15 protein-coding genes and 1 pseudogene are annotated in these 13,562 nt (G+C 66.7%); 5 read left to right on the plus strand and 11 right to left on the minus strand.

Features of this window, described 5'->3' with window-relative positions:
* Position 1: 1 nt before the first annotated feature.
* The 3 genes and pseudogenes from AWC06_RS05105 to AWC06_RS05115 all read right to left on the minus strand — a co-directional run bounded on the left by AWC06_RS05105 (position 2) and on the right by AWC06_RS05115 (position 1,954).
* A complete protein-coding gene (locus AWC06_RS05105; protein WP_085194997.1) occupies positions 2-973 on the minus strand; it encodes an enoyl-CoA hydratase/isomerase family protein in 972 nt (323 codons plus the stop codon).
* A gap of 27 nt (positions 974-1,000) precedes the next feature.
* Positions 1,001-1,129 (minus strand): annotated as a pseudogene (locus AWC06_RS05110) (cytochrome P450); the annotation flags it as partial.
* A gap of 156 nt (positions 1,130-1,285) precedes the next feature.
* A complete protein-coding gene (locus AWC06_RS05115) occupies positions 1,286-1,954 on the minus strand; it encodes a TetR/AcrR family transcriptional regulator (protein ID WP_139819919.1) in 669 nt (222 codons plus the stop codon).
* A gap of 75 nt (positions 1,955-2,029) precedes the next feature.
* Between AWC06_RS05115 and AWC06_RS05120 the strand changes: the two genes are divergently transcribed.
* Positions 2,030-2,554: a hypothetical protein gene (locus AWC06_RS05120; protein ID WP_085195003.1), complete on the plus strand. Its 525-nt coding sequence runs from the start codon at positions 2,030-2,032 to the stop codon at positions 2,552-2,554.
* Positions 2,555-2,563: 9 nt separating this feature from the next.
* On the opposite strand, the gene AWC06_RS05125 is transcribed toward AWC06_RS05120, so the two are convergent.
* On the minus strand, positions 2,564-3,310 hold the full coding sequence (locus tag AWC06_RS05125) for a class I SAM-dependent methyltransferase (protein WP_085195005.1): 747 nt from the start codon (positions 3,308-3,310) through the stop codon (positions 2,564-2,566).
* Positions 3,311-3,359: 49 nt separating this feature from the next.
* Between AWC06_RS05125 and AWC06_RS05130 the strand changes: the two genes are divergently transcribed.
* From AWC06_RS05130 to AWC06_RS05140, 3 genes are read left to right on the plus strand one after another with little or no spacing between them, the layout of a single operon-like run.
* The gene (locus AWC06_RS05130; RefSeq protein WP_227370990.1) at positions 3,360-4,355 is read left to right on the plus strand and encodes a GNAT family N-acetyltransferase; all 996 of its coding nucleotides are present in this window, start codon (positions 3,360-3,362) and stop codon (positions 4,353-4,355) included.
* 1 nt (position 4,356) lies between these two features.
* Positions 4,357-5,016 (plus strand): DUF5642 family protein, encoded by a 660-nt coding sequence (locus tag AWC06_RS05135; RefSeq protein WP_085195009.1) that lies wholly within the window; start codon positions 4,357-4,359, stop codon positions 5,014-5,016.
* A gap of 26 nt (positions 5,017-5,042) precedes the next feature.
* On the plus strand, positions 5,043-5,699 hold the full coding sequence (locus AWC06_RS05140) for a DUF5642 family protein (RefSeq protein WP_085195011.1): 657 nt from the start codon (positions 5,043-5,045) through the stop codon (positions 5,697-5,699).
* Here AWC06_RS05140 and AWC06_RS05145 read toward each other — a convergent pair.
* From AWC06_RS05145 to AWC06_RS05160, 4 genes are all read right to left on the minus strand, one after another.
* Entirely contained in the window at positions 5,696-6,292 is a 597-nt protein-coding gene (locus AWC06_RS05145) for an alpha-ketoglutarate-dependent dioxygenase AlkB (protein ID WP_085195013.1), read from the minus strand. The genes AWC06_RS05140 and AWC06_RS05145 overlap by 4 nt on opposite strands.
* Before the next feature lie 34 nt (positions 6,293-6,326).
* The gene (gene soxR, locus AWC06_RS05150) at positions 6,327-6,758 is read right to left on the minus strand and encodes a redox-sensitive transcriptional activator SoxR (RefSeq protein WP_085195015.1); all 432 of its coding nucleotides are present in this window, start codon (positions 6,756-6,758) and stop codon (positions 6,327-6,329) included.
* A gap of 51 nt (positions 6,759-6,809) precedes the next feature.
* Positions 6,810-7,688 carry an endonuclease domain-containing protein gene (locus tag AWC06_RS05155; RefSeq protein WP_085195017.1) on the minus strand — a complete coding sequence of 293 codons (879 nt, stop codon included), beginning with the start codon at positions 7,686-7,688 and terminating at the stop codon, positions 6,810-6,812.
* A 102-nt stretch (positions 7,689-7,790) separates the two neighbouring features.
* Positions 7,791-9,341: a dolichyl-phosphate-mannose--protein mannosyltransferase gene (locus AWC06_RS05160; RefSeq protein ID WP_085195019.1), complete on the minus strand. Its 1,551-nt coding sequence runs from the start codon at positions 9,339-9,341 to the stop codon at positions 7,791-7,793.
* A gap of 24 nt (positions 9,342-9,365) precedes the next feature.
* On the opposite strand from AWC06_RS05160, the gene rsmI reads away from it, so the two are divergent.
* Complete coding sequence (gene rsmI, locus AWC06_RS05165) at positions 9,366-10,202, plus strand: 16S rRNA (cytidine(1402)-2'-O)-methyltransferase (protein ID WP_085195020.1); 837 nt, start codon at positions 9,366-9,368, stop codon at positions 10,200-10,202.
* Here the strand turns inward: rsmI and AWC06_RS05170 are convergent.
* Genes AWC06_RS05170 through AWC06_RS05180 form a run of 3 tightly spaced genes read right to left on the minus strand, consistent with a single transcriptional unit; the run spans position 10,158 to position 13,522 of the window.
* On the minus strand, positions 10,158-11,414 hold the full coding sequence (locus AWC06_RS05170) for an aminodeoxychorismate synthase component I (RefSeq protein ID WP_085195022.1): 1,257 nt from the start codon (positions 11,412-11,414) through the stop codon (positions 10,158-10,160). The two genes, rsmI and AWC06_RS05170, sit on opposite strands and share 45 nt — an antisense overlap.
* 21 nt (positions 11,415-11,435) lie before the next feature.
* Complete coding sequence (locus tag AWC06_RS05175; protein ID WP_085195024.1) at positions 11,436-12,341, minus strand: RNA polymerase sigma-70 factor; 906 nt, start codon at positions 12,339-12,341, stop codon at positions 11,436-11,438.
* Positions 12,338-13,522: an NAD(P)/FAD-dependent oxidoreductase gene (locus AWC06_RS05180; protein WP_085195026.1), complete on the minus strand. Its 1,185-nt coding sequence runs from the start codon at positions 13,520-13,522 to the stop codon at positions 12,338-12,340. The genes AWC06_RS05175 and AWC06_RS05180 overlap by 4 nt, the downstream gene beginning before the upstream one ends.
* Positions 13,523-13,562: the final 40 nt, after the last annotated feature.

Below are 13,562 nucleotides of genomic sequence, written 5' to 3' on the forward strand. Positions count from 1 at the left end.
CTTAGGGCTTGCTGCGTCCCGAGCGGGACAGGCGCCACTCGGGCGGGAAGTTCATGTCGTTGTCCTTCACCACGTTGTTCAGGCCCTTACCGAAGGTGCCCTCGGTGAGGTCGACTTCGTTGTCACGGTCGTTTTGGATCATCGGCAGCATTCCTTCCACCATGCCGGTCAGCAGGCTGCCGAAGTATTCGCCCTTGTGTTGCTTGTAGAGCTCGAGGAAGGTCTTCTGCACCGCGACCGTGTCGGTGGGGCGGGAGCGCGAGCATGCCATCGCATACTTCAGCGTCTCCTCCTCGAGTTTGTCGCGCGGGACGACGCTGTTGACGAACCCGCATTCGTACATCTCCTTGGCGGTGAAAGGCCGCCCGGTGAACAGCATTTCGGAGAACTTCCGCAAACCCATGGTCTCCGCCCACCACCACAGCCGCGGACCCCACCCTACGTAACGGAATGCCGGATGCCCGAACAGCGCGTCGTCGGAGGAGATGACGAGATCGGCGTCACCGGCCTGATAGAAATGCCACCCGTAACAGTAGCCTTTGGCTTCGATGATGCTGATCTTCCGCAGTTCCTGCAGAGGCCGGTTGCCGGCGCGGGCCTTGGCGTAGAAGTCGGTGACGGTGGACAGATAACGGTATGAGCCGCCGGGCGGGTACTTGACGTCGTCGTCGTTGATCGCGAGTTCATGCAGCAGCGGCATGCCCGGGTTTTCCAGCATGCCTCGCTGCTCGGGCAGGTCACCTCCGCTGCCGAAATCTTCGCCTTCCCCCCGGATCACGACGACCTTGACGTCGTCGTCCACATTGCACTTGTGGATCAGGTCGGCGTAGTTCTGGCGCATACCCAGGGTGGTCGAGTTCTGCGCGTCGGGACGGTCGAACGTGATATAGGCGATTCGGTTCTTGACATCCTTCTCGAATTTGATGAGCGCCTCGGCTTCCCGCTTCATCTGTTCGTAGTCGTACTCAGGCATGACTGTCTCCCGTCTATGTTGTTGGTTTCATGGCACAAGGGCGGGCATCGACTCCCACCCGCGCACCGTCGAGGTCGGGCTCAGACGGGCGTTGGTCAGATCGACCTCCCACTCGGGGAAGCGTTTGAGCAGTTGTTCAAGGGCGATTCGGCCCTCGGGGTCGGCGTTGAGGACGTCGTCGTATGGGTCGTAGTAGACGTCCTTGCTCGTGCTGATCGTCACGAAATTTGTACTCTCCGATGAACGGCTAGCTCTATTCTTGTAGAGAACCACACTGCGGGTGCAGAGAGCAAGGCCCGGCGGATGTGCTGGTCATGCGCGCCGGCGGCGCGGCTGCGGCGCACCGTCGTGGGTGAGTCGACCCCGTCGCTCACTGCTCAAGATGCCGGCGGCGATGGCCGACAAGACGCCGTCGAGCTGTTCGGGACTGGCGATGATCCGGTCGCCGTGTGCGAATCGCAGCAAAAGCCCATTGATAAACGTCAGCGTGACGTTGCTCAGATCGTCGACGACAGCGGGGGGCAACTTGGCGCCCTGGGGCAACAGCTGCACAACGATGTCGTGGTGCAGTTTGGTGAATGCATCGGTGGCGCGCTGCAGGGTCGCGGCCACGGCAGGATCGCGCGTGGCCTGCATGGTCAGCTCGTAGCGCGCCTTGGTTCGGCTTAGCTGTGGCTCCTCGCCGGATTGGATGACCAGCTTCGCCAACGTGGAGGCCGACGACTCCGCGTCGAGGCCCGCGCTGTCGGCAACCGACTGCAAGCTGGCCAGGTCGAGCTCGGCCACCCGCTCGGCAACCGCGCGCAAAAGCGCTGAGCGCGTCCGGAAGTAGAACGAGGTCGTGCCGTCGGGAACCCCTGCCTTGGCGTCGACTTTCAGATGGCTCAAGCCCTTGGCACCGTCGTCGGCTAGCAACTGGATCGCCGCATCGCATAGTTCGCGGCGGCGCTGTGCCGGATTGGGCTTGCGTCGGTTCGGTATGGCGGCAGTGTAGCGATCCATGGCACTCGGTGTTTCCTTCGACAAGAGATTACTCTATATTCGTAGTGTCAGCGAGTGAACGGACAACATATGGTCGCTCTTCAGGAACTCAGCAGCCCCGCCAAGCGATCGGCGAGGCCTTCATCGGGAATCGTCGACCGTCACCGGCTGCAGGTGATCGCGCCCGGCGTCGCCGAAGCGGTCACGTCGGCCGGCGGGCTGATCTTTGATCGGGCGATGGCCGGATGGGACGTCACCGTGGTGGTCGACGGAGAAATAGACGAAGTAGACGATCGGCCCATACGCATATTGGGCGCCAGGGTCGCGCCGCTGTCGCCGGGACCGGCCTGCCTTGCCGTCGCCGCCGACATGCTGGTCAAAAGCGAAGCCGTCCGTCGAGTAGTCCTCGCGGCGCTCAACAGCCGGATGACCGAGGTCCTGCTCTGGGGCCGGGGCTACGCGCCCGGACTGAAGTGCACCCTGGCCGCGGTCCACCACCGGCCGAGCGCCGCCGCTCACGTGTTCAAATCTCATGCCCTGGCGGCCGGTGGCACTTCCTGCGCGGCGATGGCCGACGAGGGTTTCTTCTCGGCGACCTGACGAACGCCGTCACCCGGGCTTGGCCGCAGTCACGAATTGCAGCGTGCGTTGGGTCTGCTGTTCGACATCGACCAGCCCGGACGAGGTGAACAAGTCGACGAACGCGTGTCGGTCGAACATGCGCAGCCCGATGAGGCGGGCAGCCCCGGTCAGGGCCTGCCGCGCCGGCGCGGCTTGCCCGGCATAGCTGGTCAGGATCGCCACCCGACCACCCGGTCTGAGCACGCGCACCATTTCGTGGGCGACCTGAAAAGGTTCGGGCATCAGATACAGCGCACCGAAACAGCAGACGGCATCGAATGTTTCATCGCCGAACGGCAGCTCGCGGGCGTCGCCGCGGACATAGCAGGTGCGCGGCCCGCTGTTGTCCAGCACCGCGCGGGTCAGCATCGGCTCGGAGATGTCGAATCCGATGGCAAGGCCGCCATCGGGCAGCCGCTGCGCCAGCTTGCCGGTGAAATTGCCTGGCCCGCAGGCAACATCGAGTAATCGAGCCGCGCCCCGCAGCCGCAATGCGTCAGCAGCGCGGCGTTGCTCGGCGCCGGTGGTGACACCGCTGGCAACGTAGAACGCGACCGGCCGCCACAACCTTTCGTACACGGTCGCGACGAACGCGCTGTTCATCGCCCGTTGCGCCAGCGTAGGTGCGGGAGACGCCGTTGACTCGCCCAGCACGTCGAGGTAACCGTGCCGCACCGTGGCGCTGCGATCGAGCAGGCCGCGGGTCGTCTCCAGCGCGTGGTCGCCGATGTCCATCCCATCAGTCTGGACTGAGCCGAATCCAGCCCATAACCTGGGCAGCATCGTGACTGAACTGGCCGCGTTGCGCGCCGACGAGCTCGCCGCCTTGGACATCTTCGAAGGATGTTGCGTCGAGGATCTGATGCCGCTGGCCGCAAGCCTGCAGCCGTTGCAGGCCGCGGCGGGGCAGGTGCTCATGCAGCAAGGTGAGCAGGCCGTTTCCTTCCTGCTCATCTCCTCCGGGACCGCCGAGGTCAAGCACGTCGGCGACGACGACGTGGTGATCGTCGAGCACGTGTCCGCCGGCATGGTCGTCGGCGAAATCGCGTTGCTGCGCGACATCCCGCGAACGGCGACCGTCACCACGACCGAGCCGCTGACCGGCTGGATCGGCGACAGCGACGCCTTCGCGCGGATGGTGCACATCCCGGGAATCATGGGCCGGCTGGTGCGCACGGTCCGCCAGCGTCTGGCCGCGTTCGTGACGCCGATCCCGGTGCGGGTGCGCGACGGAACCGAGCTGCTGCTTCGCCCAGTGCTGCCCGGCGACAGCGAGCGAACCATGCAGGGACACGTCCAGTTCTCGAGCGAGACGCTATACCGCCGGTTCATGTCGCCGCGCGTTCCCAGCCCGGCGCTGATGGACTACCTCGCCGAGGTCGACTACGTCGACCACTTCGTGTGGGTGATGACCGACGAGGACGGCTACCCTGTGGCGGACGCCCGCTTCGTTCGCGACGATAATGATCCCACCGTCGCCGAGATCGCGTTCACCGTGGCTGATGAGTATCAGGGCCGCGGGGTCGGTTCGTTTCTGTTCGGGGCGCTGTCAGTTGCCGCTCGCGTCGACGGAGTCGAAAGGTTCTCCGCGCGTGTGCTTTCCGACAACCTGGCGATGCGCGCGATACTGGACCACTACGGCGCGATGTGGGAGCGCGACGACGTCGGCGTGGTCACCACCGTCATGGATGTGCCGGCGGCGCGCGACATCTCGCTTGGCCGTGAGATGACCAACAACATCAAACGCGTTGCCCGCCAAGTAATTCGGGCCGTCGGCTAGCATGCGGCTGTGCATCGTGGCGGCGGTCGCCCTGCTGCTTGCGGCGTGTGGCCAGGCAGGTGAAACTACGGCGCCATCGCGCAGCGCACCCGCTCGCCGTATCAACCCCGCGAAGATCAAGCGGGTGGGCGGCGAACTTCCGCCCGGTTACGAAGTGAGCGCCGTATCGGATACGCCCGATCCGCCTACGATCTGGGGTCTTGGCGGCGGCTGGACGGCCGATCCCGCGCGCTGCGCGGTATTGGCCGACCCGGCCGATAGGCAAGGCGTGTCCGCTCAAGGTATCTCGGGCTCGGGTGCCGGCGGCATTGTCTATGCGCTGGTCGTCGCTGCACCGAGGGGCCCGGTGGCGCTGGACCAGACCGTGGTTGCGGGCTGCCCGCATTGGAGCATGTCGAGCGGGCGCGCGACGTCCCGGGTTCATCTCATCGAGTCGCCACGCATCGACGGGGCCCAAACCCTCGGCATGGCCGCCGACACCACGACTTCGGTCGAAGGCGGTAATGAAATCGTCTCCCGCGCAAGCACCTTCACCGCGTACCTCGGCGACTATTATGCGTTCACCACACTGATCAGCGACCCGGGCGCGGCACATCCGCCGTTGCCACCGCAATTCGCGGCAGACCTGCTGGTGAAATCCGTGTCGGCATTACGCAGCTGACGACGGGTGCGTTAGATTGGCCCCCGATGAAGAGGATGGCCGTCGCGATTGCAAGCGCCTTTTTGCTGGCGGCATGCTCATCGGCAGGGTCGTCGGAAACCACCTCGGCCGATATCACGAAGATTTCTCAAGTGAAGTCGAGCTTCGGGCCGGATTATCAGGTCAAGGACATCCCGAAGACCGGTGTCGATCCCAGGGTGTTGTCGACGCACAAGCTGCCGCCGGGGTTGAGGTTCGACCCCGCGGACTGCGCGAAATTCGTGGCGGGCCAGGAGATGCCACCGGGGCTACAGGGCAACATGGCCGCGGTGTCTGCCGAGGGCGACGGCAACCGCTTCATTGCGATCGCCCTGCAGACGTCGCAAGCTGTGCCGTTCACCGACCCTGGGCCACACTGCCAGAAAGTCGGATTCGACGGGGGCAAGGTGCGCGGTGTCATCGAGGTCGTCGACGTCCCGCAGATCGACGGCACCCGCACGCTGGGAGTGCACCGGATACTGCAAACGACCATCGACGGTCAGCAACGCAGCGGCGAGCTATACAACTACTCCGCGCACTTCGGGGAGTACCAGGTGATCGTCACCGCCAACCCGCTGGTCGCACCCGGCAAGCCGGTCGCCCCCGTCGACACCAACCGTGCGCGTGACTTACTCGTCAAATCGGTCGCCGCGGTCCGGAGCTAGCGCACATCCCTGGGTCGGAACTGGATGCTGACCCTCGGTCCCGCGCACACGGATGTCTTGGGAACCGAGTGCTCCCAGGTGCGCTGGCATGATCCGCCCATCACCAACAAATCGCCGTGAGCCTGCGGCAGTCGCAACGACGCTCCACCGCCGCGTGGCCGCAACGCGAAGGTGCGAGTCGCGCCGAGGCTGACGATCGCCACCATCGTGTCTTCGGTGCTGCTGCGGCCGATGGTGTCGCCGTGCCAGGCGACACTGTCGGACCCGTCGCGATAGAGGCACAGGCCCACGGTGGTGAACGGCTCGCCCAGCTCGCCGGCGTAGATGTCGTTGAGCCGGCGCCGCAGCCGGGAAAGCCGCGGATGCGGCGGGTCCTCGACGCTCAGGTCATGGAAGCTCACCAGGCGCGGCACGTCGACCACCCGGTCATACATCGGGCGGCGCTCGGCGCGCCAGGGCACGTTCGTCAGCAGCTCGTCGAAGAGCTCGTCGGCGCCGCTCAGCCAGCCGGAACGGATGTCGATCCACGCGCCGTCACCGAGCGCGCGGCGCTCGTTGCAGTCGAACAGCGACTCCTGTACCGCAATCGCCACGGCGGCCAGTTTATCGCACGGACGTTCGAAGGCTCTACAGCCGTACCGGGCCGGGCCCCTGCGCGGCCAGCACGTCGCCTGGATTGGACAGTGCGCAGCTGCGCAGGCTCAGGCAACCGCAGCCGATGCAATCGGCGAGGTTGTCGCGCAGCCGCTGAAGGTGCAGGATCCGGTCGTCTAAGTCGGCCCGCCAGCCGGCGGACAGCCGCGCCCAGTCTTTGCTGGTCGGCACCCGGTCGCTGGGCAGGGTGGCCAGCGCCTCGCGAACGCGGGCCAGCGGAATGCCCAGTCGCTGCGACATCCTAATGAATGCGACGCGGCGCAGCGTGTCGCGAGCGTAGCGGCGCTGGTTGCCCGACGTGCGCCGACTTGTGATCAGCCCCTGCCGCTCGTAGAAGTGCAGAGCTGAGATCGCCACGCCGGCCCGGGCGGCCAGTTCACCGGGCGACAGCTCCTGGGAATTCATACCTAAACCATACTTGAGCTCTTACGCGAGATAGAAGCCACGGCTGTGATTTCAGGCGGCGTCACGACCCTGGCTGCTATCTCGCGGCGGGCGGTCGTAACCGCGACGGACAAAGGCGTGGCGCACGCGCTGCAGAATGTCGGCCGGGTGGCTCTCAATCACGACGCGAATAATGATCCAGCCCTTGCGCTCGAGCATCTCGATGCGGGCGATATCCCGGAGAAATTGGTGTCGACTGGTGCGGTGATGATCACCGTCGTACTCAACGCCGATTTTGAGGTCTTCCCAACCCATGTCGACAAATGCCGTCATCGCTCCGTCTGTTACCCGGATCTGAGTGGTTGGACGCGGAAACCCGGCGTCGACCAAGAGCAACCGCAGCCAAGATTCCTTGGGTGACTCGGCGCCGGCGTCCATCAGGTCGATAAATTCCCGGGCGCGTTTGTTCCCGCGTGCACCGGGATAACGATTCACCAGGCGTAGCACGTCCATCTGTTTCATGCCTGTCGCTCTCGCTAGCGCGTCGAGGTGGGCGATGGCCATCGTTCGCGGGAGATGTCGAGCGAGGTCGAATCCCGTTCTCGCTGGCGTCGCAATAGGTAGTCCCTCAACAGACATCACTTCGTCGGGCTGGAATCGCTCGTTGCGAACGATCGTGCCGGGCGGGCGATGATTGTTGCGCCAGAGCAATTCGACCGGCGCGTACTCGTCGACCCACTCCGCGCCGTGCAGTGCCGCAGCTGCGCGTCCGGTGATCACCGCTCTACGGCCCGACCACAGCCATGCGCCGATGGTCATCAGCTCCAGCGATCGGCACAGCGATTTCGGGATGTAGACATCCGGAAGGATTGGCCGGTAGTTCCAGCGCAGCTGGCCACGGGTGAGCGAGCCTTGAGCAATGGCTTCGCTGCCGATGATGACCTCGTCCATGCATGCGATCGTTGCGCTCAGCACCGACACGTTCGCGAGTCAGAAGCCACGGCTGTGGAAGAGCGCAAAACCACAGCCCTGGCTTCTATCTCGCGCTGAGAACTAGCGCCAACTGGGCAGCCAGATCTCCATGTTCCAGGTGGACGGCGAAATCGGCTGCCCGGTAAGCACGGGAAACAGCCACGCGAAGTTCGTCAGCACGAGGGCCACGTAACAGGACACGGCGATGAGCGAAAGGGTACGACGCTCGGCATTTTGTCCGGGCCTATACAGGACGTCGCCGCAGATCAACGCGATCGCCATCACGAGAAACGGCGCCATGGTGGCCGCATAGAAGAAGTACATTTGCCGGTCGATGTCGGCAAACCACGGCAGCCAGCCCGCGCAGTAGCCGACTAGCACCACGGCGTAGCGCCAGTCGCGGCGCACGAATGTCCGCCAGCACGCGTAGCCGAGTACCGGCAGCGAGAGCCACCAGAGCGCCGGCGTGCCGACCAGCATGAGCGCTTTCACGCACGACTGCGCGCCGCAGCCGGGAACGTTCTGCTGGTCGATGGCATAGAGCACTGGTCGCAGGCTCATCGGCCATGCCCACGGCTTGGATTCCCACGGGTGGTAGTTGCCCGCGGAATTGGTTAACCCGGCGTGAAATTGGTAGGCCTTGTAGGTGTAATGCCACAGCGACCGGATGGCGTCGGGCAGCGGGAAACGGCTGTGCGGTCCGATCGACTGGCCGACCTCGTGTCGGTCGATCGCCGTCTCGGAGGCGAACCATGGTGCGTAGCAAGCCAAATACACGGCAAACGGAATGAGCAGCAACGCATAGCCGGTCGGCGCAATGTCGCGGCGGATCACTCCGAGCCATGGGCGCAGCACGCGATATTGCCGGCGCGCCGCGATGTCGAACGCCAACGACATCAGCCCGAAGAACGCCACGAAGTACAGCCCGGACCACTTTGTCGCACAAGCCAATCCGAGCAGCACGCCGGCGCCGAAGCGCCACCAGCGCACTCCCAGGCGCGGTCCCCACACCGTCTCGGTGATGCGGCCTTCGGTCAGCGCGATGTGCATGCGCTCTCGCACCTGATCGCGGTCGACGACCAGCGCACCGAAGGCGGCGACCACGAAGAACGCCAAGAAGCCGTCGAGCAGCGCGGTTCGTGACGCGACGAAGTTGACCCCGTCGGCGATGAGCAGCAGCCCGGCGATGGCGCCGACCAACGTGGAGCGGCTTATCCGCCGCACAATCCGCACCACGAGCGCCACCATGACCACGCCGAGCAGCGCACCAATGAACCGCCAACCCACCCCGTTGTAGCCGAAGATCGCCTCACCGATCGCGACCAGCTGCTTGCCGACCGGCGGGTGAACCACCAACCCGTATCCCGGGTTGTCCTCGACCCCGTGGTTGTGCAGCATCTGCCATGCCTGTGGCGCGTAATGCTTCTCGTCGAAAATCGGTGTGCCCGCGTCCGTCGGCGAACCGAGGTTCACAAACCGGGTCACCGCCGCCAGCGCGGTGATCACGGCGGTCACAACCCAGCCGTGTAGCCGGTCGACGGGCCCGAAGTCGGGAACCGGCATCAGCGGCCCGGGGCTGATGACAGGTACTGCCCGCTCCTCGGTCGCGGCGTCGAGAGGCGGGGCGGTCATCACCCCGATCGTAGGCTGTTCGCCATGACCGCTGGCCGATTGCTGCTGGGCGCGACGCCGTTGGGTCAGCCGTCCGATGCGTCGCCGCGGCTGATCGAGGCCCTGGGGTCGGCCGATGTGGTGGCCGCGGAAGACACCCGTCGGGTGCGGACACTGGCCAGGGCGCTCGAGGTTCGGATCACCGGCAAGGTGGTCAGCTTTTTCGATCATGTCGAGGCGTCGCGGGTGCCTGCCTTGGTCGACGAGATCGCCGCCGGCGCCACCGTGCTGGTGGTCAGCGACGCGGGGATGCCGCTGATCAGCGACCCGGGGCACCGACTGGTGTCGGCCTGCGTCGACGCGGGCCTGCCGGTGCGGTGCCTGCCGGGCCCGTCGGCGGTCACCACTGCGCTGGCTGTGTCCGGACTGCCGTCGGACAGGTTCTGTTTCGAGGGTTTCGTCCCGCGCAAGCAGTCGGCACGACGGGCCTGGCTGGCGTCGCTCGAACACGAGCAGCGCACGTGTGTATTCTTCGAATCGCCACGCCGGCTGCCGGCCTGTTTGCGAGATGCGGTCGAGCAGCTCGGCGGGGCCCGTCGCGCGGTGGTCTGCCGTGAGCTGACCAAGGTGCACGAGGAGGTGGTCCGTGGATCGCTGGCCGAGCTGGCGACCTGGGCGGCCGACGGTGTGCTCGGCGAGATTACCGTCGTGCTGGCGGGCGCCACGCCGCGCGCCGACCTAGCGCCGCTGGTTGCGGAGGTGGAAAACCTGACGCGCCAAGGGATTCGCGTCAAGGACGCCTGCGCGCAGGTGATCGCCGCGACGCCCGGCGCACCATCACGGCGCGACCTCTACGACGCCGTGCTGCGGTCTAGACGCTGACGCAACCCCGAGGATCGGCGCGGCCTTGTGCAGGCACTCTTCCCATTCCGCGTCGACGTCGGAGTCGGCCGTGATCCCGCCGCCCGCCCCCAGCACGGCATTGCCCACAGCGTCGAATTCGACGGTGCGGATCGCGACGTTGAGCTCGCATCCGGCCATCGGCGACGCCAAACCTACTGTGCCGCAATACACTCCCCGCCGGGATGATTCCCACCCTGAAATCAATTGCCGCGCACGTAGTTTGGGCGTGCCGGTCACCGAAGCGGGCGGGAAAGCGGCGTCGAGCAGCATCGAGGTCGGCAAGTCGACAGGCACCCGCGCCGACACCGTCGACACCAGATGCCACACGCCGGGCGCGGGCCGCACCACCAGCAGCTCGGGCACGGTGACCGACCCGGTGACCGCGACCCGGCCCAGGTCGTTGCGGACCAAATCGACGATCATGATGTTCTCGGCGACATCCTTGACCGAGCCCCGCAGCGCCAACGGGGAAGCGTCCAACGGCAGCGTGCCCTTGATCGGGCTGGACGTCACGACATCGCCCCGCCGGCACAGGAACAGCTCCGGCGACAGCGACGCCACCGCGCCCCAGGGCCCGGCGACGAAGGCCGCCCGCGCCGGTGCCGTGCGGGCAACGCCGTCGGCGAAGAAGTCCAACGGATCCCCTTCGACCGTGCCGGCGAATTGCGTGCACACGCAGGCCTGGTAAACCTCGCCCGCGCTGATGGCCTCCAAGCAGGCCAGCACCCCGGCGCGGTGAGCGCGACGGTCGGCGGCGCCCCAGTCGATGCGCCAGGCCCGCGGCGGTGCGGGCGTCGCCAGAGCGTCGGCCAGCCACCGCGGCATCGGTGCGCCCGAGAGGCTTTCGTACCACCACTGCCGGTCGCGGTCGCGGCGCAACACGCAGTCGGTCCAGCCGCCGGCGGCTTCGGGGATGCGTGCGGGTCGCCCGTCGGCGCCGGGATCCGGGTAGGACAGGTAACCGATCCAACCACCGCCGACCGCCGGGCCGTGAGAACCCGCTCGCACGTCAAACGCATCGACCACGTCGACGGTTCGCACCGACACACTCGGCGCGATCACCGCGAGCGCCCCGAACCAGTCGCCCGTCAGCGCAGCGGGCGGCGGCAGGTCCAGCCGATTGGCGGCGTCGCCGACGGCGCGCAGCACCCGCGGTGCGCTGCCAAGGTCGCCGAGCCGGTCGATTCGCACGGCTCTAGCTTGACAGAACAATCAGCTGCGGCGGATTTCACGCACTGTGGTCGCCGCCGCCAGCTTGTCCGGGTTGCGCATCGCGTAGAAGTTGGTGATCTTGCCGTCGGCGATCTCGACAGTGAAGACCCCCTCGAGGTGGTCACCGCGGTAGAGCAGGACCGCAGGTGCGGCGTTGCAGATCACCGTGTCCACCCGGACATCGGGGATTTGCATGCCCCGGCTCATCAGCCCGACGACCGCCCGGGCAACCTTGTCGGCGCCGACCACCGGGCGGCGCGCGGCGCTGGCCTTGCCGCCGCTGTCGGCGGTCCACACCACGTCGGGGGCCAGCATCGACATCACCGTCTGCACGTCGCCACTGGACGCGGCGGCCATGAACTCCGCGGTGATCCGGGCGTTCTGCTCCGGGTCGACCGGCGCGAAGCGGCGACGTCGAGCCTGCACGTGTTGGCGCGCCCGGTGCGCAATCTGCCGCACCGTCGCCGCGGACTTGTCGACTGCCTCGGCGATCTCGCCGTAGTCGAACCCGAACACCTCGCGCAGCACGAACACCGCGCGCTCGTCAGGGGTGAGCGTTTCCAGCAGCACCAGCATCGCCATCGACACCGATTCGGCGAGCACCACATCGGCCGACGGATCCTGCTCGTCGAGCAGCAGTGGCTCGGGCAGCCATGGCCCGACATAGTCCTCCCGGCGACGGGCACCCGCCCGCAGCGCATTGAGCGCCTGGCGGGTGACCAGCCGGGCCAGATAGGACTTGGTATCGTTCACCGTCGACAGATCCACGTCGGCCCACCGCAGATAGCTGTCCTGCAGCACATCGTCGGCTTCTGTTGTGCTGCCGAGGATTTCGTAGGCGATGGTGAACAGCAACGGCCGCAACAGGGTGAACCGGTCGGCGTGTTCGCTCGCCGAGGCGGTCACGGTACGGTGACCGCCTCGGGCGCGGCCTGCTCGGGCCGCTTGCCGCCCTTGAGCCAGAAGTACGAGCCGGGCTTGGCGGCCTCGTGACGGATACCCCAGACCGTGCCTTTGCAGATCGCCTCCTTGATCGACGCGGCGACCCGCCCGCCGATGTACAGGTTCACCGGCGTGTCGTCGAGGTGGGCGAGCTGGACAGTGCCGTGCTTGCGGCCCAGGCTGATGCACTGCCCGACGAACGCCTGGTTGACCACCGCGGGCGCGGTGCCGGCGATGCGGCTCAGCACGGTGTTTGCGGCCTGGGCGCCGAGCGGGATCGCGGCCTGGCAGCTCATCCGCAGCGGCTCGCCCGACGGGGCGGCGGCGTCGCCGGCGGCGACGATGCGGGGGTCGTCGACGCTGGTCAGCGTCTCGTCGGTGAGCAACCGGCCCGGCGCATCGGTGCGAAGCCCGCTGCGGGCAGCCAGATCCGGCACGCCGAAGCCAGCGGTCCACACCGTCACGACGCTGGGCAGCACGGATTCCGAGCCGCCGTCGGTGAGCAATACCGCCGTCGACTGCACCCGGACGACGACGGCGGTCTCCAGCACATCGACGCCCAGCCGCGACAGCGACTTGGCCACCGAGCGCCGGCCGGCCCGGCTGAGTGAAGGCCCGAGCACGCCGCCGCAGACCAGCGTCACGCGCCGCCCCTGCTCGGCGAGCTCGGAGGCCGTTTCGATTCCGGTCAATCCGCCGCCCACCACGGTCACCGGGGCTTGCGGGTGCAGGTCTTCCAGTGTGTCGCGCAGCCGCTCGGCATGCTCGAGTTCCGCTATGGGGTAGGCGAATTCGGCTGCGCCGGGAACCGTCGAGGGCACCGCGCCGGTGCTGCCGACCGCATAGATGACGTAGTCGTAGTCCAGTACCGCGCCGGAGCCGAGCAGCACCTTGCGGTCGCCGGTGTCGATCCGCTCGGCGGAGTCGACGACCAGCTGGATGCCCTCACCGAGCATGCTGCCGTAATCCACGGTTGCGATGCGCGTGCCGGCGACGAGCTGATGGAGGCGAATTCGCTCGACGAAGGTCGGGCGCGGGTTCACCAGGGTGACGTCGACGTCCGGACGCATCCGCAGGTGGTTGGCGGCCATGGTGCCGGAATATCCGCCGCCGATCACGACGACGTGAGTGCGCTGGTCGGTCATTGCTGTTTCCTCGTTTATCGCGGGTCTCAGGGGATGCTGC

This window comes from Mycobacterium fragae, assembly GCF_002102185.1.
Classification (GTDB): Bacteria; Actinomycetota; Actinomycetes; order Mycobacteriales; family Mycobacteriaceae; genus Mycobacterium; species Mycobacterium fragae.